The organism is Proteiniphilum sp. UBA1028, from assembly GCF_002316955.1.
In the GTDB taxonomy this organism is placed as follows: Bacteria; Bacteroidota; Bacteroidia; order Bacteroidales; family Dysgonomonadaceae; genus Proteiniphilum.
Window position 1 is genome coordinate 1,797 of sequence record NZ_DCEN01000016.1, and the last position, 23,775, is coordinate 25,571.

Sequence of the window (23,775 nt, forward strand, 5' to 3'; positions counted from 1 at the left end):
GCAAATACGGGAGCCGAAGATGATAAAAATCTGGACAATGTGTCGGTAGACCTGGCTATCTTTGAAGGATATGCAAAGGGGTATCTGAAAAATGCAGCCTCGTTTCTGACGGAAGTGGAAATAGAAAATTTGGCCTTCGGAGCGAAGCTGCTGACCTATATGCAAACGGTACGCTTTTTTACAGATTATATCGATGGCGATACGTATTATAAAATTGCGTATCCGGATCATAACCTTGTGCGAACGCGTGCTCAGTTTAAACTGTTGCAAAGCCTGGAAGAGCATTTCGATGAAATGCAGCAAATTGTATTGCGGACAGCCGGCCGCTGAAAATGGTTTGCTGATCACTGAAAACCGATCACTGACAAATTAATATAGTAAAAACGTCGGGGTAAAGAAAAATTTACTATCTTTGCACCGCTTTATTTTGAGGAGAAAACGTGGCAAAGTTCAGTTTGTACAATATTTCCCTAAAAAACCTTTCTGCCGGACTACATACCTATGAGTATGAGCTGGATAGGAAATTCTTCGAGGCTATAGACGGCGACGAAGTAAAGAAAGGTAATGTGAAGGTGACAGCCACTGTGAGGAGAACGTCATCGACCTTCGAAATTAATTTCGATATTAACGGGGTGGTGCAGGTACCCTGCACACGCTGTTTAGATGATGTGGATCAGGAGGTGGATACCAAAAATAGGCTCATTGTGAAGTTTGGAAAAGAATATTCCGAAGAGAGCGACGAGATCGTGATCATCCCGGAGGAAGAGGGCGAAATAAACATCGCGTGGTTTCTGTACGAATTCATTGCACTGGCTATTCCCATTAAACATGTTCATCCGTCTGGCGAATGCAACAGGTTGGTTTCCTCAAAACTGCGCAAGCACCGTGCAGTAAATGACGATGACGACGACATGAGCGACGAGGATGCACCTGATGACGATGAATTCACCAACGAAGACGATGCGCAGGTTACCGATCCCCGATGGGATGCCCTGAAAGGATTGAATATCGACGATAATTGAAATATAAACAGTAAAAATTACACATACAAATGGCACATCCAAAAAGAAGACAGTCTTCTGCAAGACAAGGAAAAAGAAGGTCGCATGACCATGCTAAACTGCCCACAATGGCAATTTGCCCGAACTGCGGTGCTTGGCATATTTATCATACCGTGTGCGGCGAATGCGGGTATTACAGAGGGAAATTGGCTATTGAAAAAGAGGTTACGGCTTAGACCTTCCCTTTGGTTTATAAAATAAAAGACCCTGAAATGACATGATCGTGTTTCAGGGTTTTTTTCTCACATTCATATCATTAACGACGATGAAACAACTGAACGCCGTGATCACCGGGATTACTGCAAGTGTACCGGATTATATTCTTACCAATGAGGAACTCTCTACCATGGTGGATACTTCAGATGAGTGGATCATGACCCGGGTAGGAATAAAGGAAAGACGTATTTTAAAAGGTGATCAACAGGGTATTTCGGTCCTTGGTACGCAAGCCGTGACCCAGTTACTGAAGAAAACCAAAACTTCGCCTGCCGAAATCGATGCGGTTATATTTGCAACATCCACTCCAGACCACCTCTTTCCATCGGCTGCATCTATTGTTGCAGAAAATACCGGGATAAAAAACGCTTTCTGTTTTGATATGGAAGTGGCTTGTTCTGGCTTTGTATATGGTTTGGAGATATGTAACGGGTTGATAAAGACCGGGAAATACAAAAAGATAATTCTATTGGCGGGAGACAAAATGTCGTCCATCACCAATTATAAAGACCGGACCACCTGCCCGCTCTTCGGCGATGCAGCTGGAGCAGTTCTCATTGAACCTACCGAAGAGAATATCGGTATTATCGATGCAGAGCTTCATTCTGACGGAGTCGGTTACAAACCTTTGCAACTGAAAGCGGGGGGGAGTAAATATCCTGCTTCACACGAGACAGTGGATAACGCAGAGCATACTGTCCACCAGGACGGAAAAATTGTGTTTAAATATGCTGTATCCCGCATGTCGGAGGTTTCTGAATCTATCATGAAAAGGAACAACCTGACAGTCGACGATGTAGACTGGTTGGTCCCCCATCAGGCGAACATGCGGATCATAGATGCTGCAGTGGAACGAACCGGACTGCCTCGTGAGAAGGTAATGGTCAACATTGAACGATACGGCAACACCAGCGCCGGAACCATCCCTCTTTGTCTGTGGGAGTGGGAATCCAAACTGCGCAAAGGAGATAACGTGATTCTTACTGCTTTTGGTGCCGGCTTTTCATGGGGAAGTGTCTACCTGAAATGGGGATATGATTATGAGGAAACACAGCATCGCTGAGCGGCGAATGTTGACAAACGAAAACTGACAATAGAACACCGAATCCAATATATGCAGCAAGATCATCGTTCGGGCTTCGTAAATATCGTGGGCAATCCCAATGTGGGGAAATCTACGTTGATGAACCGGCTGGTGGGCGAGAAACTGTCCATTATCACGGCCAAGGCGCAGACAACGCGACACCGCATAATCGGAATCGTCAATACGCCTGCATACCAGGTCGTATACTCTGATACGCCGGGAGTGCTGCAACCCAATTATAAGCTGCAGGAGCAGATGCTTAATTTCTCCCTTTCGGCATTACAGGATGCCGATGTGCTGCTTTATGTAACCGACGTGGTGGAGAAGATCGATAAAAACGATGATTTCCTTGCTAAAGTGCGGCAACTTGAACTTCCGGTGCTGTTGTTGATTAATAAAATTGACCAGACCAATCAAACCGGACTGGAGACATTGGTATCACAATGGCAGCAGCTGTTGCCCAAAGCAGAGATTTACCCGATTTCTGCATTGAATAATTTTGGGGTAGATACAGTGCAGAAACGAGTGTTGGAACTTTTGCCGGAATCGCCTCCCTATTTTGAAAAAGATGCTCTAACCGATAAGCCTGCCCGTTTTTTTGTGGCAGAGATTATCCGGGAGAAGGCGCTCCTGCTTTATCAGAAAGAGGTTCCTTACTCCATAGAGGTAGGTGTGGAAGAGTTTAAAGAAGAAAAAGAGATCATCAGAATAAGAGCAATTATTTTGGTGGAAAGAGATACCCAGAAAGGAATTGTGATCGGCCACAAAGGGGAAGCCCTTAAGAAACTGGGAACAATGGCGCGCAAAGATATTGAACGGTTTTTTGAAAAAAAGATCTTTTTACAACTCTATGTGAAGGTCGAAAAAGACTGGCGCAACAGAGACAATATGCTGAAAACATTCGGGTATAAACTGGATTGATTCAGTGATTCGATGATTCGGTAATTCCAAAATGGGAGATCCGTTAATTCAATGATCCGATATTCAGTAAAACAATAAATCAGCAAATCAAAAAGAATATGCAAAATTTAGTAGCAATCGTGGGACGCCCCAATGTGGGGAAATCCACCCTGTTTAACCGCCTGACTCAGACTCGACAGGCCATTGTGACGGAAGTATCGGGTACTACTCGCGACCGCCAGTACGGGAAGGTGAGCTGGAATGGACAGGAGTTTTCCCTGGTAGATACCGGCGGTTGGGTAGTAAATTCGGATGATGTCATGGAGGATGAGATCAACAAACAGGTACGTATTGCCATTGATGAAGCCGATGTGATTCTTTTTGTGGTTGATGTGATGAACGGGCGGACCGATCTGGATGCAGGTGTGGCACAGATGTTGCGCAGGTCTGGCAAGCCGGTGGTCGTGGTGGCCAATAAGTCGGATAATTTCGATATAGGACATCAGGCTGCTGAATTTTATTCCTTTGGACTTGGTGATCCATACAGTGTGTCGGCTATCAATGGTTCAGGAACAGGTGACCTGTTGGATCACATCATTACTCTTTTTACCAGAGACAATGAAGAGGAGATTCTGGAGGATATTCCCCGGTTTGCGGTCGTGGGACGTCCCAATGCCGGTAAATCATCCATCATCAATGCATTAATCGGAGAGGAGAGAAGCATCGTTACCGACATTGCCGGTACGACACGCGACTCCATTTACATGCGTTATAATAAGTTCGGCATGGATTTCTACCTGATCGATACTGCCGGCATCCGTAAAAAAGGAAAAGTGACGGAAGATCTGGAGTATTTCTCGGTTATTCGTTCTATTAGAGTCATCGAAAATGCCGATGTCTGTATCCTGATGCTTGATGCTACCCGGGGTATTGAGAGCCAGGACCTGAATATTTTCTCACTCATCCAGAAAAATCGTAAAGGATTGGTCGTTTTTGTGAATAAGTGGGATACGGTGGAAGAAAAAAACAATGTGGTGATCAAAACATTCGAGAATGCCATCCGTCAGCGCTTGGCTCCCTTTACCGATTTCCCGATTATCTTCGGGTCGGCGCTAACCAAACAACGCATCCTCAAAGTAATGGATGTAGCTAAGGAGGTTTATACGAACCGGAAGCGGAAGGTATCCACCAGCAAGCTCAACGAGATCATGTTGCCCATTATCGAAAAAACGCCCCCACCTGCCAACAAAGGGAAGTATATAAAGGTGAAGTATATCACTCAGTTGCCAAATACTCAGATTCCTTCCTTTGCTTTCTTTTGCAATCTTCCCCAATGGATCAAAGAACCCTACAAACGGTTTATCGAAAACAGAATGCGTGAGAATTGGAATTTTTCGGGCACTCCCATTAATATCTTCTTTCGGGAAAAATAAATTTCGGACAATCGTTGTCGGCAAACGCAAAAAAGTGTGCAATTTTAACTGAAATAAATAATTTCAGAGATAGCCCAACGCTTCCGTGAAAAATATTTTTTTATTTTGCATATTGCGAAATAAATAGCAAAAACCGATGAAATACCAAAAATATTGCGTTAATTTGTATAACTTTTGGCAGGATAGGAGGGTGATAAAAACTGCTATCGTGTTTTAAAAAAATAAAAAATGAATGGCAACACCCCGGTCGTCAGACTGGGATAAACGAAGGGGACTACTGATGAATACGAAAAACAATCCTGAAAACGAAAAACTACCCGTTAACGACGAACAAACAACAAAAGAACTGCAAGACGCAACGAAGGAGATACCATCGCCGGTAGATAATTCGCTACCGCTTGATGTTCCCAACGAGGAGCCAGTACCGGAACCGGGTGTTGCAGTTGCGGCGGAAGAGAATGAGACCGGTTCTGTTCCGGATGATGTTGTCCCTGAGGAAGAACCGGTGAGTGAGGTCGCATCTGTTAATCCCGTAGTCGATGATAAGGTCGCTCAGAAGGAAAAGGATGTAGATACAGAGGAACCTGTATCTATTGATTATGAGCTTGAAGATGCCCGTGAGGAGGAAGAAGCCGATGAGGAAGAAACCGATGATGAAGAAGAACATGATCCGGAGGCCGATGCTTCCCTGGACGAGTCCAGCGTCTCGTTGCTCCCCATAGAAGAGATTGTACAGCATCTCCGCAATTTGTTACAGTCGGATAACCCGAAGCGGAAAGATGTTGATGAATATAAAAATCAATTTTACCGATCGTTGCGGAACGAAACGGAAGGGCAAAAGCAGGCTTTTCTGGCAAACGGAGGTGAAGAAATTGATTTCATTTCCAACGAACCGGCGCTCTTCACCGAAGGCAAAGAGCTGCTTCAGAAAATCAAGGAAAAACGCTCAGTTATTGCTGCAAGGGAAGAGGCAGAGAAAGAGAAAAACGTGGCCCGGAAGCTGGCAATCATCGAACAGATAAAACTCCTGACAGAAACGCAAGGACAGGAAGATTTCAATAAATCCTATCAGGAATTCAAATCACTTCAGCAAGAGTGGAACGAAATCAAGCAGGTTCCACAGGCAAAAGTGAATGAGTTGTGGAAATCGTACCAGCGCTACGTGGAGAAGTTCTATGATCTGGTACGTATCAACAACGAGTTCAGAGAATATGATTTTAAGAAAAATCTGGAACTGAAGACTGATCTGTGCGAAGCAGCGGAAAGACTCGATGAAGAAACGGATGTGATCTCTGCATTTCATCAGCTGCAGAACCTGCATCAGGAATGGAGGGAAATAGGACCTGTTTCCAGGAAGGATAGAGAAGAGATATGGAATAGGTTTAAAGAAGCTTCTACTAATATCAACAAAAAGTATCAGGCTCATTTCGAGGAGTTAAGAGGCAAGGAGGACGAAAATCTTGAATTGAAGACAGCACTCTGCGAGAAGCTTGAGGCAATCGACTACAGCAGGCTCACAACCGTGAGGGAGTGGAACAACAAAGTGAAGGAAGTGCTCGATATTCAGTCGCAATGGCGCCAGATAGGCTATGTTCCGAGAAAATGGAACACGAAGATTTATAAACGCTATCGCGCTGCCTGCGATCTTTTTTTCAAAACCAAGAACGATTTCTATAAATCTCTTCGCGGTGAGATGGAAGAGAACCTCAGAAAAAAGATCGAACTGTGTGAACGTGCCGAGGCAATGAAAGAGAGCCACGACTGGAAAAAAACAACCCAGGAGATGATCGACATCCAGAAAGCGTGGAAGAGCATCGGTGTAGTACCTCATAAGTATGTGGACAGCATCTGGAAACGATTTATTACTGCGTGTGATTATTTCTTTGAGCAGAAAAAGATCCATACTTCATCACAATACGACGAGGAGGCCAAAAACCTGGAAGCCAAGAAGGCAGTGGTCGAACGAATCACAAAGCTGGATACCTCTCTGGAGACTGACGAGGCTTTGTCTCAGTTACATGCACTAATGGACGAGTGGTATGCCATCGGTCACGTACCTTATAAATTAAAGGATCGGGTATATCGTGACTTTTATGAGGCTACGGAGGCACAGTTCGATCGGTTGAATATTGATAAGGCTGACCGGAAGCTTGAAAGCTTTAAAACCAACCTCTCCGATATGGCCAAATCCAGTAATGCCAAAAACCAAATGCTGCGTGAACGAGAGAAGTTGATGCGCCAGTACGAACGGATGAAAGGCGAACTGCAGACCTACGAAAATAATATTGGATTTCTTTCGGTTTCTTCCAAAAAAGGAAATTATCTTCTGGATGATATGAACCAGAAGATGGAAAAAATTAAATCGGAGCTGCAGCTGATCGTGAAAAAGATCGGAGTCATTGATACGGAGTTATAATGATGTATTGATGCACTAGATAATAGTCTGGCGACCGGATAGATCCGGTCGCTTTTTTGTGCTCATCATAGTAGTTTTTATTAACAAAATGTTTTCACATGTTGTTAATATTCATTATTTTAGTGGTGTATTAAAATGTTTGAGATGTTTATGAAATCTGACGATCTATGGAATTTTCTACTACTAAATGAAAGCCAACCATTCGAATAGCATCAAAAATGAGATTTACGGATATAACACCCAAATGTAAAAATCAATTAATTGTATGAGAACAAATCTGATTGTATCCTTCTTTTTGTTAGCAACAAGCTCTCTATTTGCCCAGTGGCGGCCAGCGGGAGATAAAATTAAAACCAGGTGGGCATCGGAGATCGATGTGAATAATGTGCTCCCCGAATATCCGAGACCTATTATGGAACGGACCGAATGGCAAAATCTGAACGGACTGTGGAACTATGCAATTGTACCTGTTGGAAAACAAAAGCCTGCCAGTTTCGACGGGGAGATCCTGGTCCCTTTTGCTGTAGAATCAAGCCTTTCGGGCGTGCAGAAAAGAGTAGGAAAGGACAACGAGCTGTGGTATTGCCGGGAATTCACGGTACCTTCCAGATGGAAAAATAACAATGTATTGCTTCATTTCGGTGCCGTGGACTGGAAAGCCGATGTGTGGGTCAACGGTGTAAAAGTAGGACAGCACACTGGTGGTTATACCCCGTTTTCGTTTGACATCACACCATCCCTGACCAGTGGAAAAAATTTCCTCGTCGTAAAAGTATGGGACCCCTCGGATCAGGGGCATCAGCCCCGAGGAAAACAGGTGAACAAACCCGAAGGCATCTGGTACACTCCGGTGACTGGCATCTGGCAGACTGTATGGCTCGAACCAGTACCCCGAAATTATATCAAGAATGTAAAAATTACACCCGACATCGACGTGAACATCCTCACTATTGAAGTTGCAGCAAGTTTGGGGTCAGTGGCGAACAGAGTGGAGGTAAAGGTGATGGAAGGTGCCCGTGAGGTGGCTATCGGCCAATCTATCAATAATCTTCCCGTTGAGGTAAGCATGCCCCAAAATGCCAGGTTGTGGTCGCCCGGCGATCCTTTTCTTTATGATTTGGAAATTACGCTTTTTGATGGTTTAAAACAACTCGACAAGGTGAAAAGCTATGCCGCCATGCGTAAATATTCTACGAAAAGGGATGACAAGGGAATCGTAAGATTGCAACTTAACAACAAAAACCTGTTTCATTTCGGACCGCTCGACCAAGGATGGTGGCCCGACGGGCTCTATACTGCTCCCACAGACGAAGCGTTGGAGTACGATATCATTAAAACCAGAGACTTTGGTTTCAATATGATTCGCAAACACGTGAAAGTGGAGCCGGCACGCTGGTACACCCATTGTGACCGTCATGGCATTATCGTTTGGCAGGATATGCCCAATGGTGATAGGGGTCCGGAATGGCAAATGCATCAGTATTTCACCGGTACGGAACGCATACGTTCAGCCGAGTCGGAAGACAATTTTCGGAAAGAATGGAAAGAGATTATCGACTATCTTTACTCTTATCCTTCTGTCGGAGTGTGGGTGCCTTTTAACGAGGCGTGGGGACAATTCAAAACAGAAGAGATTACCAAATGGACAAAAAAATATGATCCTTCCCGCCTCGTGAATCCAGCGAGCGGAGGTAACCATTACACAATTGGCGATATGCTCGACTTACATAATTATCCGACCCCTCGGATGTATCTTTACGATGCACAGCGAGCAACCGTACTGGGTGAGTATGGAGGAATAGGATGGGCCAACAAGGAGCATCTCTGGGAACCCAACCGTAACTGGGGATACGTTCAGTTCAACAGTGAAAAAGAGGTGACCGACGAATATATGAAGTATGCTGAACAGCTCAAGCAGCTGATCAGTGCTGGTTTGTCTGCTGCTGTCTATACCCAGACCACCGATGTTGAGGTGGAGGTGAACGGGTTGATGACGTACGACAGGAAAATGGTGAAGGTGGACGAGGCACGGGTGAAAAAAGTAAACCGGGAAATTTGCAATCTGTTAAACGATTAGCTCTTTCTCCTTCATAGCTAAATACATTCATTTTTTGCCGTTAATATTCATAGCCGTATTCTTCCTGTCTTGCAAAGCACGGGAGATCCCGACAGAGAAGCTTGTTGATAAGGGGGATACCTATATTAATCCTGTTGTCGACTACGGTTTGCCAGATCCCACAATCATCAAGGCCGCAGATGGTTGTTTTTAACTGTTTGTGTGTTTTTTAAAAAAAATCATGTAAATTTGTGAGTGGATGAAGATCCGGAGAAATTAAATTAATATAAATGAAAAAATGATGAGACTTAATCGAATGATCTGGCTATTGGCATTAATTGCCGTAGTTGGATGTACCAGCAAGCAAAAAGAGACCCCCGCAGAGCAGGCAACCCTCTCGGGACTGAAAAAAAGCAATTTCCAGTCAGTGGTAAACGGAGATTCCACCAATCTGTATGTACTAACAAACGCAAATGGCGTTGAGGTAACCCTGACGAACTATGGCGGACGCATAGTCTCCGTAATGGTGCCCGACAGAGAGGGTAACTTGAAGGATGTGGTCCTTGGATTCGACAACATCGATGATTATGTCAATATTGATAATAATTTCGGAGCCACCATTGGCCGTTACGGCAATCGAATTGCAAACGGCAAGATCACGGTGGCGGGAGTAGAGTATCAGTTGCCACAGAACAACTTCGGACATACGCTCCACGGCGGGCCGGAAGGATTTCACAAGAAGGTGTTTCAGGTCGAACAACCCGATGGACAGACTGTGGTGTTTTCATACCTGTCTGCAGACGGCGAAGCCGGTTTCCCCGGAAATCTTGATGTGAAAGTGACCATGACTCTTACCGATGACAATGCCATCGACCTGCAGTATGAGGCTACTACCGACAAGGAGACTGTGGTGAACCTTACCAATCACTCCTATTTCAACCTGAACGGCGACGGTAACAAAACTATTCTAGACGATTCGCTCACCATCCATGCTGATGCATTCACTCCAGTGGATAATACCTTTATGACCACAGGAGAAATAAGCCCGGTGGAGGGAACACCCATGGATTTCAGAACTCCTACCGTTATTGGTGAACGGATCGATAACTACGATTATGTACAATTAAAGAATGGCGACGGATATGACCATAACTGGGTGTTGAACACGAAAGGCGATGTGAATCAGGTGGCTGCCACAGTGTACTCACCCGAGACCGGCATTCAGCTCGATGTCTATACCGATGAACCGGGGGTGCAGGTCTATACCGGTAACTTCCTCGATGGTACCGTGACCGGTAAAAATGGCGCCCTGTATGCCAAAAGGAATGCTATCTGCCTGGAGACACAGAAGTTCCCCGATTCGCCCAACAAAGCCGATTGGCCCTCACCTTACCTGAAGCCGGGAGAGAAATATACCAGCCGCTGTATTTATAAGTTTTCGGTAAAAAAATAATCATTCTATACGATTACGGAGTATGGAAAGCTTGTCCAATCTGCCTCTCTGGCTGATTATACTGGGTGTCATCCTGGTTTTGTTTGATTCGGTTATGAAACTGATTGCACTCTGGAAATCGGCCCGGAACAATCAACTGGCCTGGTTTATCTGCCTGGCAATCTTTAATACCGTGGGTATCCTACCCATCGTATACCTGGTGCTGAATAAGCAAAAAGCATTTCCACAGGATGACTAACGGTCATTCTGCGATCTTAACAAGAGGATGCATCACACCTACAGGGCTATGCATCCTCTTGTTTTTCTACAACCTGGTATTCTCGCAAATGGGGGCATAAAAGCGGACATATTTAAGGCGCATTATTATAGAGGAACTGAATGTTATAGCGCGGCACCGTTTTTTTGATAATATCGGCACCACTCCCTGAGTCCGCAGATCCCGCATTTTGGCTTTCGGGCAACACAGATGTACCGCCCATGAAGAATGAGCCAGTGATGTGCTGTTGAAAGCAACTCTTCCGGAATATATTTTACCAGCTCGCGTTCGGTCTCGAGAGGTGATTTGGAGTTATCCGTCAGGCCGATTCGATTAGCCACCCGAAACACATGGGTATCGACCGGCATGGCGGGTTTGTTGAAAGCAACGGCAAGGATTACGTTGGCCGTTTTGCGGCCTACTCCGGGTATGGTAAGCAACGAGTCTATATCGGTAGGCACTTCCCCTTCAAAATCGGAAACCAGTTTCCTGGCCATTCCGGTCAGGTTTTTTGCCTTATTATTGGGGTAGGAGCAGGAGCGGATATACTCAAACAGGTTGTCGGGAGAAGCAGCGGCCATTACCTCCGGCGTGGGAAAAGCTTCAAACAATGCAGGGGTAATCATGTTTACCCGCTTATCCGTGCATTGAGCAGATAAAATCACCGCGACCAGCAATTGGAAGTTATTTGCGTAATGCAACTCTGTTTCGGCCGATTCCGCATTGGCTTCAAACCAACCGATCACATTTTTGTAACGCTCTTTTTTTGTCATATCTTGGTTTTTTCCCGAATCATTCAATGATAAAAGATTATTCATTTATCGGAAGTGATTAATACATGATCTCGTCAGACAGAGGGATAAACTGTGCGCTTAAGTCGGGATCCCTCATGCCAGGGTCGAGAGGATACATGGGGCGGTTGATTCGCTTGTAAGGCAACCGTAGTAAATCCTGGTCCACACCACCCGGTGTGAGCGCCATAAGCCAGTCGCCCCGCATATCATACAGCTCAGGCACCAGGTATCCGATTTTCACCACAAGGATATCTGCCTCACGGGGTTTGAGTCCCAGGTCAATGAACTGTTTCTCATAGTGGTAGGCATTCCGTTTTTCCGTGACGATGGTGTAGATATTACCGCTTTTCACCACCACTTCTGTGTTGGCCGTATCCTCCTTGATGGCTGTGACCACACCCTTTAGGCGGATAGGAGGTGCAAAACGACTGTCTACTTCAGCTCCGGCGGTGGCATCTACTTCTCCACCCACACCTGCCTCAACTGCTTTTTTTACAAATTCTGTTCCCGGAATGGAGGCATAGATCAGCGTTTTACCGCTGCTCTGCAAGGCCGTATCTTTGAAGAGCTCGTGCAGCGTCCAGGTCACATCGCCCGCACCGCCGGCAGTAGGATTGTCGCCCATGTCGCTGATGATAAACGGTTTTTTGTCGCTGGCTAACGCTTTTTTTAGTGCTTCGTCAAGATAAGTGGTCGGTGCCACGAAGTCAAATTCTTTTCGTACATCCCAGAAATGGCGGGCCAGTTTCTCGGCTGCTTTGGCGACAGCCTCTTTGTCGTCGCCATAAGCCATCACCACACCGTGGTTGCGCGGTTCATCGGCCCAGGGATAAGACATCCAGATGGCTGCATCGATTACATTATCATCGTCCAGCATGCCTGGAATGGCGGCGTAGAGGCTTTTTCCCGGTTCAATACGGGTACTTGTCTTTTCCCCGGGAAGAAGAACGGGAACAGGGATCCAGATTTTATAAGACGGTTTTCCCTTGCCTGTTTCCAGTCGGCTCAGCAAATTTGTGACCGCGCGTTTTTTGGATTCGATTGCATCCTCGTGTGGTGCAAGCCGGTAACAGGTAATCATATCGGTGTTTTGCGCCAGGCGCGGTGATACATTGCCGTGCAGGTCCATCGATGTGGAGATCAACACATCGGTGCCTACCAGCTCGCGGATGCGTACGAGGAAGTCCCCTTCGGGATCGTCCAGTCCCTGTACGCTCATCGCACCATGAATGTCGAAGAAGAGTCCGTCAAGAGGCAATATTTCCCTCAACATATTCAGAGTTTTTGTTACCAGTGACTCATAAGCTTCGCGGGTGACGATGCCTCCCGGCATGGCATGACCGCGTAGGGTGGGAAGCCACACGGCACGGTTGATGATGCCCGAATCGGGTGACATAAACGGATAATAGGTGAAAACTTCGTCGCCTGTTCTCGCTCTGAAGGCATCCTCGTGCGATACCGCAGGAGAGAAGGTACTCGATTCAATAGCAATGCCGGCAATGGCAATGCGGGGCAGCTCTTTTTGCGCTCTGCCGGTGTTACAACCTGTGGAGATGATTATCAGCAGGATAGGAATAGAAAAAAGTACTTTTTTCATAGCGAAAACTTATATTTGGTTGTTGATGATGTGAATTGTGTGAGTGGCCACAAGACAGGCTGTTTCGGTACGGAGCCTGGTCTCACCGAGGCTTACGGGCTCAAAACCGTTTGCTATGGCACTGTGGATTTCCTCTTCGCTAAAATCACCTTCGGGTCCGATGAGAATCAGTGCATTTTCTCCTTTCCTGTATGTTTGTGCAAGTGGCTTTTTGGGCAGATTATAGCAGTGAGCGATAAACTTTCTCCCTTCGAAAGGGCGGGTTACAAATTTTACAAACTGAACCATCTCTTCGATTCCGGGCAGGAAGGCTTGTTGTGACTGTTTCATGGCCGAAACGGCAATCTTTTCCAGTCGTTCTTTTTTCAAATCCCTACGTTCGGAGTAATTACTCAAAAGAGGGATAAACCGGTCAATACCTATTTCAACAGCCTTTTCCACAAACCATTCGTTTCTCTCCATCTGCTTGGTAGGAGCAAAAGCTACCTGAAGCAGGAAATCTCTGTTCCTTGCAATCGATATCCGATGCTGAATGTGTACACTACAATGTTTCGGGTGCGCTTCCGCAAGCAGGCATTCATAGAAAAAACCCTGTCCGTCGGTCACAGTCAATTTGTCGCCTTCCCGCATTCGGAGTACCTTAACACAGTGTTGTGATTCCTGTATCGGCAGTTGGGGATGCCGAGAGATATCGGGGCAATAAAAGAGCGTATCTGGCATATAGCTTTCGTTCACGATTTGTTCTCTCTCCGGTTGATCTCGTCGCGTAAACGGGTTGCCAGCTCATAATTCTCCTCATTTACGGCATCCTTTAGGCGATTCTTGAGGATATCCAGCTTAAGGTCCGTTAATTCTTCTTCCTCCTCCTGCTCTCCTTCCTCCTGATAAAATTGCTCGGAAGAATTTGCTGGAGATTGTTCATCGAAAACGATGGCCATTTTTTGCATAATCTCCTCCGTGGTATAGATGGGTGAATGCGTACGTATTGCCAAAGCCACCGCATCGGATGTGCGGGAGTCGATGTGATACTCCTTGCCGTTTTGCTGCAACTTAAGTTCCGCAAAAAATGCGCCGTCTTCAAATTTATAAATCAACACCTCTATCAATTCAATGCTGAGTTCTTTCCAGATGGAACAGATCAGATCGTGTGATAAAGGCCTGGGAGGGGTAATGCCTTCCATGACGATGGCGATCGATTGAGCCTCGGGAGTTCCTATGACGATTGGAAGACGGCGTATGCCGGCCTCTTCGGCAAATATAAGTGCGTATGCCCCTGCCTGTACCTGACTGAAGGAGATCCCCAATATGGATAGTTTTATTTTTTTTGACACGATGAAATATTTTTTGTCCGTAACAACTTCAAAAATAATGAAAAATCCTCGGGCAAGTCAATCTGGTTTGAGCATGTCCGGGGCACATGTTTTATTTTGTAAATATACTATTTTTTATGTAGATGGAGCCCCGGGAAACATTTTTTTTAAAAAATCGGATTAATTATGATGGGAAGTAATAAAAAATTCCTATCTTTGCACCCGATTACAATACGGTGGTTGTAGCTCAGTTGGTTAGAGCGTCGGATTGTGGTTCCGAAGGTCGCGGGTTCGAGCCCCGTTTTCCACCCACATCTCATTTGAATGAGATTTTTATTCTCTTTAGATTTGTTTTAGGCGATCACCTGTTTTCAAAATAGGTGATTTTTTTTGTCCTTACCCATCGCCTTTTTTCGCGATGTCATTCCTTATGGGAGAAAATTATTTTCAAAGTTTTCTCCTACGGAATTCAGAACAGACGATGGCCGTGGCTGCTGCTACATTCAATGATTCGGAGGTCGTGCGGCTTAAAGGAAAGTTGGGAATGAAAAGTCTCCGGCTGATACTTTCTGCAGCTTCTTTTCTGATGCCTTTGCCCTCGCTTCCCATGACAATCAGACCATAGTCCGACAGCTCCTCGTGGTAGATGTTTTTGCCATCTAAAAAAGTTCCATAGATGGGCAGGTGGCTATACTTGCGTAAAAAAACTCCAATATCGGTATAGCTGACCCGTATACGGGCAATAGCTCCCATTGTGGCCTGCACCGTTTTGGGGTTAAACAGATCGGCCGTATCGGGAGAACATACCACATGATCAATGCCAAACCAGTCGGCAATACGGATTATGGTGCCCACATTGCCCGGATCCTGAATGCCGTCGAGTACAAGACTTAATTTTTCGCCAAATTGGTACTTCTCCACATCCTGTTCGGGCTGATAAAAAATTGCAATAATCTGAGGGGCGGTAGCCAGCAATGTTGCCTTCTTCAGTTCGCTTGCACTTGCTACCACAATTTCTTCTGCCCTGATATCGGGATGAGCAGCCAGTGTTTCCGGTAAAGCAGCGACCAGCTGACAGCGGCATGTTTCCAGCAAATCAAATACAAGCTTTGTCCCTTCTGCCACAAATGTGTGGTGTTCGCTTCGGAGTTTTTTCTCCTTGAGCGACCGTATGTATTTTATTTTGTTGTTACTTAAACTCATAATTATCAGTGTTCAACACTCGGTGTTCTGTTCTCAGCTTACGGTATCTCAATCCTGCTTCCTTTCGTGAGCACCTGGTCTTTTTTTTTCGATTCCTTTGAAATAATCATTCAATCCATGTCGGCCGGTGTCCCATTTCTGGATTCTTCCGGAGTGTAAAAGTAGCACTTTTATTGCTCTTTCTCTTCGGAAACAGCAATTGTATGGTGGAATTTGAAAAAATCCTGTCAAAAAAAACAGCAAACATATCATTCGTGTAAGGCTGATAGTTTCAAAAAATGGTTATCTTTGCGGTTATTCAGTTCTTACGGCGTTAACTTACAACTGAATTCAATTTACAACATACTAATAATCATATTTCATGTTATTTATGAACGAAAAAGCAATCATGAACAAGGCAGCCGATAATATCCGGATTCTTTCGGCTTCGATGGTGGAAGAGGCAAAATCGGGACACCCCGGTGGCGCCATGGGTGGAGCAGATTTTATCAATGTCCTGTTCTCCGAATTTTTAGAGTATGATCCCGAAGATCCTACATGGGAATCCAGAGACCGGTTTTTTCTTGATCCGGGACACATGTCGCCCATGCTCTATTCCGTCCTTTGTCTTAGTGGTAAATTTTCGTTGGATGAATTAAAGAAATTCCGGCAGTGGGGTAGTCCCACACCTGGACATCCGGAAATCGATTTAAGCAGAGGCATCGAGAACACTTCCGGACCACTGGGCCAAGGTCATGCATTTGCAGCCGGAGCAGCTGTGGCTGCCCGTTTCCTGCAGGCAAGGTTGGGAGATGTTGTGGATCACACAATCTACACATTTATTTCGGATGGAGGTATCCAGGAAGAGATTTCTCAGGGTGTTGGGCGGATAGCCGGCCACCTTGGCTTGAGCAATCTGATTATGTTTTATGATTCAAACTCTATTCAGCTTTCCACCACCACCCATGAGGTAACCAGCGAAAATGTAGCGAAGAAATACGAGGCCTGGAACTGGAAAGTGATTACCATCGACGGCAATAACGTGGACGAGATCCGCAAGGCACTCACCGAGGCGAAAGCTGAAAAGGAAAAACCAACCCTCATTATTGGCAACACCATCATGGGACGTGGTGCAATAGCAGCCGACGGCAGTTCGTTCGAACAAAAGGTTTCTACTCACGGACAGCCTTTGAGTGCAGCTGGAGCCGACTTTGGTCAAACGGTCAAAAATCTGGGCGGGGATCCGGAAAATCCCTTTGTGATCTTCCCCGAAGCAAAAGAACTCTACGAAAAAAGAATCGAGGAGCTGAAAGTCATTGCATCGGCCAAAAAGGCTAAAGAGAAGGAATGGGAAAAGCAAAATCCCGAACTGGCTGAAAAGAAGCGTAAATGGTTTTCGCGTGAACTACCGGTAATCGACTGGTCTGCCATTCAGCAAAAACCGGGTAATGCCACCCGTGCCGCATCGGCTACCGTGCTGGGTGTATTGGCACAGCAGGTGGAAAACATGGTGGTTGCTTCTGCCGATCTCTCAAACTCCGATAAGACAGATGGGTTTCTAAAATTCACCAAAGCTTTTACACGGGATGACTTCTCGGGTGCCTTCCTGCAGATGGGAGTCTCTGAATTTACCATGTCGTGCCTCTGCATCGGAATGAGCCTGCATGGCGGTGTAATTCCAGCTTGCGGTACCTTTTTCGCCTTCTCCGACTACATGAAACCCTCCATTCGCGTGGCAGCATTGATGGAAACACCGGTTATTTTTATCTGGACACACGATGCATTTCGCGTGGGTGAAGATGGACCCACACACCAGCCCGTGGAACAGGAAGCACAGATCCGCCTGCTGGAGAAATTGCAAAATCACCACGGACAAAACTCCATGCTCGTGCTCCGTCCGGCCGATGCCAACGAAACCACCGTGGCGTGGAAGATGGCACTTGAAAACAAAGAAACGCCAACCGGGTTGATTCTCTCCCGTCAAAACATAAAAGATCTTCCCGCACGGGAATCCCGTTTTGCGGAAGCGCAACAGGCGAAGAAGGGTGCTTATATTGTACAGGATGAAGAGAACTACGATGTGATATTGTTGGCTTCGGGATCAGAAGTTGCCACCCTTGTGGAGGGAGCTGATTTACTTCGGACCGACGGGGTGAAAGTACGCATCGTTTCGGTTCCCTCGGAAGGATTATTCCGCTCCCAGCCGGCCGAATATCAGGAGTCTGTATTGCCGAAAGGGAAAAGGAAATTTGGTATGACCGCCGGTCTGCCCGTCACACTCGAAGGACTTGTGGGTGCCGACGGGTCGGTCTGGGGAATGAACTCATTCGGGTTTTCAGCGCCCTATCAGATCCTGGATGAAAAACTGGGATATACCGGCAGGAATGTATATGAACAGGTAAAAAAAATGTTGTAATCACTAAAACCGATTGATATGTCGTTATTTGCTAATTCAGAAAAGCCTATCGGGATAGGATCAGACCATGCCGGCTTCGACAGAAAGCAGCATTTGATTAAAATGTTTGAGGAACAGGGTATCCCGTACAAAGATTTTGGCACCTATTCTTCAGAAAGTACTGATTATCCAGACTATGCACATCCTCTTGCCTTGGCTGTTGAGAATGGCGAATGTTATCCGGGGGTCGCTATCTGCGCCTCCGGAAACGGCATCAACATGACCGTGAACAAGCACCAGGGTGTGCGCGGTGCTTTGTGCTGGACCCCTGAAATAGCTTATTATGCCAGGGCACATAATAACGCTAACATTCTCTCTCTCCCAGGTCGTTTTCTGAACGACGAGGAGATTTACGAGATACTGGTTACTTTCCTGAATACGCCCTTTGAAGGTGGGCGTCACGAAAGGAGAGTCAATAAGATTCCTTGCGGATAATATGAATTATCCGTTCTCTCTTAACTTATATTCCCGATATAATACGGGGAATGATTATTTTTGATCGTATGATGTGGAAGAAACAATCCGGTTTGATTCTGTTGCTATTTCTTTTCTTGCAAAGCTGCGAGATAACGGATATGCAATTCGACAACCACCCCAGAGGAAATTTTGATGCTTTGTGGACCATTCTCGACCGGAATTACTGTTTCTTTGAATACAAGGAGATCGACTGGGATGCAATCTATAAGGAATATAGTGCCCGTATTACATCGGATATGAGCAACGATGCCTTGTTTAAACTTATGGGAGAGATGCTCGCAAACCTGAAAGACGGGCATGTTAACCTGGCTGCATCTCATGACATGACCCGTTACTGGCAATGGCAGGACGATTATCCGGCCAACTTCGACCCAACTATCCAGAAACATTATCTGGGAACCGATTTCGGCATAGCTGCCGGCATGCGGTATAAGATACTGGAAGATAATGTGGGCTATATCTATTATGGTAGTTTTTCGAACGATATAGGAGAGGGGAGCCTTGATCAGGTATTGAACAGGATGGCTCTTTGCCATGGTATTATTATCGATGTACGAAACAATGGAGGAGGAAGCCTTACCAACGTGGAGAGAATTACCGGCCGTTTTTTCAATGAACGCAAACATATTGGTTATATCTCTCATAAAGTTGGTCCGGGACATAATGATTTCTCTCCGCTCTATCCCAAATATGCGGAAAGTTCCAACAGGGTACGTTACCAGAAGCCAGTGGTTGTGATCACCAACAGGGGATGTTACAGTGCTACCAACGAGTTTGTCAGCATCATGAAATATGCACCCAATGTGACGGTGATCGGCGATAAAACTGGCGGAGGAAGTGGATTGCCTTTCACGTCAGAATTACCAAACGGGTGGTCCATCCGATTCTCGGCTTCCCCCATGTTCAATGCCGAAAAAGAACACATTGAATTTGGTGTGGAACCGGATATCAAGGTAGAAATGCTCAAAAGCGACATGGATAAAAACCGGGATACCATAATTGAGGAAGCGCGCAAATGGATTAAAAAGAGTAATTGAATCGGTTTTTTTTAAAGAGTGTTTAGTAAAGAGATCTATACAGAAAGAAGAAAAAAACTGAAAGAAACATTTCAGACCGGAAGTCTGTTGTTCCTCGGAAATGGCGAATGTGGAATCAATTATGCCGATAATACCTACTATTTTCGTCAGGATAGTACCTTTCTCTATTTTTTTGGTATTAGTAAGCCCGACTTGATTGCCTGGATCGATATCGATGCTGATAAAGACTATATTTTTGGAGATGATCCAACCATCGATTCCATCGTATGGACAGGTTCTCAACCCACAATTAGTGAGGTGGCGCAACAAGCAGGGATCCAATTTACGGGGAGCCTGTCTGACTTCAAAAAGATGATAACTCGTGCCAATCCACATCATGTCCGGTACTTACCTCCCTACAGAGGAGAGCATCTCCTTAAGCTTTCCGCATATATGGGCTGTACTCCCAATGAGGTAACCGAGAAGAGCAGCAGGGAGTTTATTATTGCCGTAGCAAGACAGCGAAATATAAAATCAGATGAGGAGATTGCCGAGATTGAGAAGGCGGTGAACGTAACGGTCGATATGCATCTGGCAGCCATGCACCATGCCCGTGCAGGAATGATCGAGGCGGAAGTTACAGCGAGAGTGCACGAAGTGGCAATTGCTGCAGGCGGTAATTTATCCTTTCCGATTATCGGTACCATCAACGGACAGTTTTTGCACAACCATTATCACGGAAATCGCCTCAGAGAAGGAAATCTTTTTTTGCTCGATGCAGGATACGAAACCCCGATGGGGTATGCCGGGGATATGAGCAGCACTTTCCCTGTTTCCGAGAAGTTTACCAGTCGCCAGAAGGAGATTTACCAGATAACCCTGGAAGCCCATAATAAAGCAATAGAGCTTTCTTTGCCGGGAGCGAATTTCAAAGATGTACATCTGAAGGTTGGGGAGATCATATTTGATGGGCTCAAAACTCTGGGATTAACCAAAGGAGATACGAAAGAAGCAGTATCCAATGGGGCTCATGCTCTTTTCTTCCCTTGCGGAACAGGCCACTTAATGGGACTGGACGTGCATGATATGGAAAATCTCGGTGAGCAAATTGTCGGTTACGACGATGCTCCGAAAAGTACGCAATTTGGTTTAAAATCGTTGCGTTTGGGTAGAGTGCTTAACCCTGGTTTTGTACTAACCATTGAACCGGGGATTTATTTTATTCCTGAACTGATAGACCATTGGGAAAGTAATAAAATAAACTCAGATTTTATTAACTTCAACGAAGTCAATCGATACCGCGATTTCGGGGGTATCCGTAATGAAGAAAATATTCTTATAACCGAAGCGGGGAATCGGATCCTCGGGAAGCCCCTTGCTAAAAGTATCGAGGATGTTGAGCAGGAGAGGCTAAAGGCTTTTCAATAGATGAAGCGAATTGATTATATTTGTCCTGTTAATAAAGAAATAAATGTACACTGGTAAACATATTGTAACGCTTTATCATAATAACGGGAAGCGGTTGTTTTCCTGTTGGATGTGTTGATTTCCCCCCTGTTCTCTTTTTGTCATAACCTTTATCTCTCTGTCCATTTTTATGGATACTTTCTTTATTTTCTATTTTAAAAACTCCAAATATGTTCGAAGAATTTAATACAATAAACGATGTTACCGACCAGAAACCTGCACGACCGGGTATGAATGACCGGATACGTGCGCTCAGGGAAGAGAGCGTTTCTACCCCGGCAACGCTATCCATAGAACGGGCTCTGATCGAAACCTCCTTCTATAAACTGAATGAAGGGAAATACTCTATTCCGATGATGCGTGCAATGAACTTTATGGAGATTTGTGAAAAGAAGCAGATATATATCGGAGAACAGGAATTAATTGTGGGTGAAAGGGGAGAAAAGCCCAAGGCAGTGTATACATTTCCTGAGTTAACCTGCCATTCTGAAGAGGATCTGAATGTGTTGAACACCCGTGAAAAGCAACGTTATCTGATAAGTGATGAGGATATTGAAGCTTACCAGCGTGAGGTGATTCCATATTGGACGGGGCGCTCGCAGCGTGACCGGATTTTCAGTCGTGTTCCCGGTGAGTGGAAGGTTGCGTATGAGTCAGGGCTCTTCACAGAATTTATGGAGCAGCGTGCACCAGGACATACCTGCCTGGACGGTAAAATCTATAAAAAAGGGATGTTGGATTTCAAAAAAGAGATCGAGGAGTCTATAGGCAAACTTGATTATTTTAATGACCCCGAAGCAACCGACAAGGAGGAACAGTTGCGTGCCATGAGTCTCTCTTGCGACGCGCTTATCCGTCTGGGTGAACGTCATGCCGAAAAGGCAGAAGAGATGGCAAAGCAAGAGAAAAATCCCGAAAGAGTGCAAGAGCTGATTCGGATAGCTGAGGTTTGCAGATGGGTGCCGGCTCATGCTCCCCGAAATTTTCGGGAAGCCATACAGATGTACTGGTTTGTACACCTGGCCGTGATAACCGAGCTTAACGGGTGGGATTCCTTTAATCCGGGACACTTTGATCAGCATTTGGCTCCATTTTATGAGGCAGATATTAAAAATGGTTTATTGACAAGAGAAGAAGCGAAGGAACTGCTTTGTTGCTTCTGGATAAAGGTGAACAACCAGCCGGCACCTCCTAAAGTTGGAATTACTGCGAACGAAAGCGGTACCTATAATGATTTTACCAACATCAATATCGGCGGAGTCAGAGCTGACGGCTCTGACGGAGTCAACGAAGTCTCCTATATAATGCTTGAAGTAATTGAGGAGTTGCATATTCTGCAACCGGGGAATTCCGTACACATATCTTCCGTGACGCCAAACCGGTTTCTGCACGCAGCCATCAACGTGATTCGAAAGGGACACGGCTATCCATCGCTGTTTAATCCTGATGTGTATATCCAGGAAATGCTTCGTTCCGGCAAATCCCTTCAGGATGCCAGAGAAGGAGGCTGCAGCGGATGTATTGAGGTAGGGGCTTTTGGAAAAGAGGCTTACCTGCTGACAGGCTACCTGAATGTTCCCAAGATTCTGGAAGTAACGCTCTTCAATGGAATAGATCCTGTCACCGGGAGAAAAGTGGGTATTGAGACGGGGGACCCGCGACATTTTACTTCCTACGATAAGCTTTACGAAGCTTTTTACCGACAGCTGGAATACATCATCAACCTGAAGATAAAAGTGAATCATTATATCGACAGAATGTATGCCCGCTATTTTCCGGCAACCTTTCTTTCTGTAATCACAGACGACTGTATAAAAAAAGGACGTGACTACTACAATGGCGGGCCGCGCTATAACACCACGTATATCCAATGTACGGGACTTGGAACCATTACCGACGCTCTCTCTTCCATAAAGACACATGTTTATGAAAACAAATCAGTTTCCATGGATCTGATGTTGCATGCAATTTCTGACAACTTCAAGGGGGAGGAGGTGTTGCGTCAACGCATCCTGAATTATACGCCTTTCTTTGGGAACGATGACAATAAGGCCGATGATATTGCCGTAAGAGTGTATAATGACCTGTTTGCTCTGATTGATGGGCGTCCTAATGGAAAAGAGGGAGGTAAATATCACTTGAATATGCTCTCCACAACTTGTCATAACTATTTCGGCAATGTAATGGGTGCGTCTGCGAACGGGCGACTAGCAGGAAAAGCCATCTCCGATGGAACATCTCCATCTCATGGGGCTGACACACAGGGCCCCACTGCCGTAATTCGTTCGCTTGGAAAACTCGACCAGGTTAAATCTGGGGGTACGTTGCTTAATCTGCGTTTCTTGCCCGGCTTGCTCCGAGGCGATGAAAATGTGGCGAAACTGGGTAGTTTGATACGTAGCTATTTTGCACTGGGTGGCCATCATGTACAGTTCAATATCGTGGATAATGCCACGCTGCTTGCCGCGCGTAAAAATCCCGAAGACTACAGGGATCTTCTGGTTCGTGTGGCGGGTTACAGCGATTATTTCAACGATCTTCACGAAAATTTGAAGCAGGAGATTATTGACAGGACAGAAAACAGCGCATTTTAAAAGTATTA

At 45.6% G+C, this 23,775-nt stretch carries 19 protein-coding genes, 1 tRNA gene and 1 pseudogene; 16 read left to right on the top strand and 5 right to left on the bottom strand.

Going from position 1 to position 23,775, the window contains the following annotated elements; all coding sequences use genetic code 11:
* From B3Z75_RS01860 to B3Z75_RS01905, 10 genes and pseudogenes are all read left to right on the top strand, one after another.
* Positions 1-330: pseudogene (locus tag B3Z75_RS01860) on the top strand (aminoglycoside phosphotransferase); the annotation flags it as partial.
* A gap of 110 nt (positions 331-440) precedes the next feature.
* The gene (locus tag B3Z75_RS01865; RefSeq protein WP_286853980.1) at positions 441-1,022 is read left to right on the top strand and encodes a YceD family protein; all 582 of its coding nucleotides are present in this window, start codon (positions 441-443) and stop codon (positions 1,020-1,022) included.
* Between the two features lie 29 nt (positions 1,023-1,051).
* Complete coding sequence (rpmF, locus tag B3Z75_RS01870; RefSeq protein WP_286853978.1) at positions 1,052-1,237, top strand: 50S ribosomal protein L32; 186 nt, start codon at positions 1,052-1,054, stop codon at positions 1,235-1,237.
* An 89-nt stretch (positions 1,238-1,326) separates the two neighbouring features.
* The gene (locus tag B3Z75_RS01875) at positions 1,327-2,340 is read left to right on the top strand and encodes a beta-ketoacyl-ACP synthase III (protein WP_294067179.1); all 1,014 of its coding nucleotides are present in this window, start codon (positions 1,327-1,329) and stop codon (positions 2,338-2,340) included.
* A gap of 51 nt (positions 2,341-2,391) precedes the next feature.
* A complete protein-coding gene (gene era, locus B3Z75_RS01880; RefSeq protein WP_286853974.1) occupies positions 2,392-3,282 on the top strand; it encodes a GTPase Era in 891 nt (296 codons plus the stop codon).
* 98 nt (positions 3,283-3,380) lie between these two features.
* Complete coding sequence (gene der, locus B3Z75_RS01885; protein WP_294067181.1) at positions 3,381-4,694, top strand: ribosome biogenesis GTPase Der; 1,314 nt, start codon at positions 3,381-3,383, stop codon at positions 4,692-4,694.
* 232 nt (positions 4,695-4,926) lie between these two features.
* The gene (locus B3Z75_RS01890) at positions 4,927-7,110 is read left to right on the top strand and encodes a DUF349 domain-containing protein (protein WP_286853970.1); all 2,184 of its coding nucleotides are present in this window, start codon (positions 4,927-4,929) and stop codon (positions 7,108-7,110) included.
* Positions 7,111-7,375: 265 nt separating this feature from the next.
* Positions 7,376-9,187, top strand: coding sequence for a glycoside hydrolase family 2 protein (locus B3Z75_RS01895; protein WP_286853969.1), 1,812 nt, complete (start codon positions 7,376-7,378; stop codon positions 9,185-9,187).
* Positions 9,188-9,464: 277 nt separating this feature from the next.
* Complete coding sequence (locus B3Z75_RS01900; RefSeq protein ID WP_286853967.1) at positions 9,465-10,619, top strand: aldose epimerase family protein; 1,155 nt, start codon at positions 9,465-9,467, stop codon at positions 10,617-10,619.
* 22 nt (positions 10,620-10,641) lie between these two features.
* Positions 10,642-10,857, top strand: a complete 216-nt coding sequence (locus B3Z75_RS01905) for a DUF5652 family protein (protein WP_286853965.1) — start codon at positions 10,642-10,644, stop codon at positions 10,855-10,857.
* A gap of 143 nt (positions 10,858-11,000) precedes the next feature.
* Here the strand turns inward: B3Z75_RS01905 and nth are convergent, their stop codons facing one another.
* The 4 genes from nth to B3Z75_RS01925 are packed head-to-tail and all read right to left on the bottom strand — an operon-like array spanning position 11,001 to position 14,597.
* Positions 11,001-11,648 (bottom strand): endonuclease III, encoded by a 648-nt coding sequence (gene nth / locus B3Z75_RS01910; protein ID WP_286853963.1) that lies wholly within the window; start codon positions 11,646-11,648, stop codon positions 11,001-11,003.
* A 58-nt stretch (positions 11,649-11,706) separates the two neighbouring features.
* Positions 11,707-13,266, bottom strand: a complete 1,560-nt coding sequence (locus tag B3Z75_RS01915; RefSeq protein WP_286853961.1) for a M81 family metallopeptidase — start codon at positions 13,264-13,266, stop codon at positions 11,707-11,709.
* 9 nt (positions 13,267-13,275) lie between these two features.
* Positions 13,276-13,986 carry a 16S rRNA (uracil(1498)-N(3))-methyltransferase gene (locus tag B3Z75_RS01920; RefSeq protein WP_294067186.1) on the bottom strand — a complete coding sequence of 237 codons (711 nt, stop codon included), beginning with the start codon at positions 13,984-13,986 and terminating at the stop codon, positions 13,276-13,278.
* An 11-nt stretch (positions 13,987-13,997) separates the two neighbouring features.
* Positions 13,998-14,597, bottom strand: coding sequence for a bifunctional nuclease family protein (locus B3Z75_RS01925; RefSeq protein WP_286853957.1), 600 nt, complete (start codon positions 14,595-14,597; stop codon positions 13,998-14,000).
* A 214-nt stretch (positions 14,598-14,811) separates the two neighbouring features.
* Between B3Z75_RS01925 and B3Z75_RS01930 the strand changes: the two genes are divergently transcribed.
* A tRNA-His gene (locus B3Z75_RS01930) sits at positions 14,812-14,887 on the top strand.
* A 136-nt stretch (positions 14,888-15,023) separates the two neighbouring features.
* Here the strand turns inward: B3Z75_RS01930 and B3Z75_RS01935 are convergent.
* Positions 15,024-15,779, bottom strand: coding sequence for an RNA methyltransferase (locus B3Z75_RS01935; protein WP_286853955.1), 756 nt, complete (start codon positions 15,777-15,779; stop codon positions 15,024-15,026).
* 370 nt (positions 15,780-16,149) lie between these two features.
* Between B3Z75_RS01935 and B3Z75_RS01940 the strand changes: the two genes are divergently transcribed.
* The 5 genes from B3Z75_RS01940 (at position 16,150) to hypD (ending at position 23,767) form a co-directional block, all read left to right on the top strand.
* Positions 16,150-18,174: a transketolase family protein gene (locus B3Z75_RS01940; protein WP_286853953.1), complete on the top strand. Its 2,025-nt coding sequence runs from the start codon at positions 16,150-16,152 to the stop codon at positions 18,172-18,174.
* An 18-nt stretch (positions 18,175-18,192) separates the two neighbouring features.
* Positions 18,193-18,648 carry an RpiB/LacA/LacB family sugar-phosphate isomerase gene (locus B3Z75_RS01945; RefSeq protein WP_286853951.1) on the top strand — a complete coding sequence of 152 codons (456 nt, stop codon included), beginning with the start codon at positions 18,193-18,195 and terminating at the stop codon, positions 18,646-18,648.
* A gap of 50 nt (positions 18,649-18,698) precedes the next feature.
* Positions 18,699-19,727 (top strand): S41 family peptidase, encoded by a 1,029-nt coding sequence (locus B3Z75_RS01950; RefSeq protein ID WP_414702846.1) that lies wholly within the window; start codon positions 18,699-18,701, stop codon positions 19,725-19,727.
* A gap of 18 nt (positions 19,728-19,745) precedes the next feature.
* Positions 19,746-21,134 carry an aminopeptidase P family protein gene (locus tag B3Z75_RS01955; protein WP_286853948.1) on the top strand — a complete coding sequence of 463 codons (1,389 nt, stop codon included), beginning with the start codon at positions 19,746-19,748 and terminating at the stop codon, positions 21,132-21,134.
* A gap of 209 nt (positions 21,135-21,343) precedes the next feature.
* Entirely contained in the window at positions 21,344-23,767 is a 2,424-nt protein-coding gene (gene hypD, locus B3Z75_RS01960; protein ID WP_294067191.1) for a trans-4-hydroxy-L-proline dehydratase, read from the top strand.
* Positions 23,768-23,775 lie beyond the last annotated feature (8 nt).

Excerpts from the sequence above, each read along its gene's own strand:
- B3Z75_RS01940 (WP_286853953.1), top strand. The coding sequence starts at position 16,150 with ATGAACGAAAAAGCAATCATGAACAAGGCAGCCGATAATATCCGGATT.
- B3Z75_RS01900 (WP_286853967.1), top strand. The coding sequence starts at position 9,465 with ATGATGAGACTTAATCGAATGATCTGGCTATTGGCATTAATTGCCGTA.
- B3Z75_RS01890 (WP_286853970.1), top strand. The coding sequence starts at position 4,927 with ATGGCAACACCCCGGTCGTCAGACTGGGATAAACGAAGGGGACTACTG.
- nth (WP_286853963.1), bottom strand. The coding sequence starts at position 11,648 with ATGACAAAAAAAGAGCGTTACAAAAATGTGATCGGTTGGTTTGAAGCC.
- der (WP_294067181.1), top strand. The coding sequence starts at position 3,381 with ATGCAAAATTTAGTAGCAATCGTGGGACGCCCCAATGTGGGGAAATCC.
- rpmF (WP_286853978.1), top strand. The coding sequence starts at position 1,052 with ATGGCACATCCAAAAAGAAGACAGTCTTCTGCAAGACAAGGAAAAAGA.
- B3Z75_RS01915 (WP_286853961.1), bottom strand. The coding sequence starts at position 13,266 with ATGAAAAAAGTACTTTTTTCTATTCCTATCCTGCTGATAATCATCTCC.
- B3Z75_RS01875 (WP_294067179.1), top strand. The coding sequence starts at position 1,327 with ATGAAACAACTGAACGCCGTGATCACCGGGATTACTGCAAGTGTACCG.
- B3Z75_RS01950 (WP_414702846.1), top strand. The coding sequence starts at position 18,699 with ATGATTATTTTTGATCGTATGATGTGGAAGAAACAATCCGGTTTGATT.
- B3Z75_RS01920 (WP_294067186.1), bottom strand. The coding sequence starts at position 13,986 with ATGCCAGATACGCTCTTTTATTGCCCCGATATCTCTCGGCATCCCCAA.
- B3Z75_RS01905 (WP_286853965.1), top strand. The coding sequence starts at position 10,642 with ATGGAAAGCTTGTCCAATCTGCCTCTCTGGCTGATTATACTGGGTGTC.
- B3Z75_RS01895 (WP_286853969.1), top strand. The coding sequence starts at position 7,376 with ATGAGAACAAATCTGATTGTATCCTTCTTTTTGTTAGCAACAAGCTCT.
- hypD (WP_294067191.1), top strand. The coding sequence starts at position 21,344 with ATGTTCGAAGAATTTAATACAATAAACGATGTTACCGACCAGAAACCT.
- B3Z75_RS01935 (WP_286853955.1), bottom strand. The coding sequence starts at position 15,779 with ATGAGTTTAAGTAACAACAAAATAAAATACATACGGTCGCTCAAGGAG.
- era (WP_286853974.1), top strand. The coding sequence starts at position 2,392 with ATGCAGCAAGATCATCGTTCGGGCTTCGTAAATATCGTGGGCAATCCC.
- B3Z75_RS01945 (WP_286853951.1), top strand. The coding sequence starts at position 18,193 with ATGTCGTTATTTGCTAATTCAGAAAAGCCTATCGGGATAGGATCAGAC.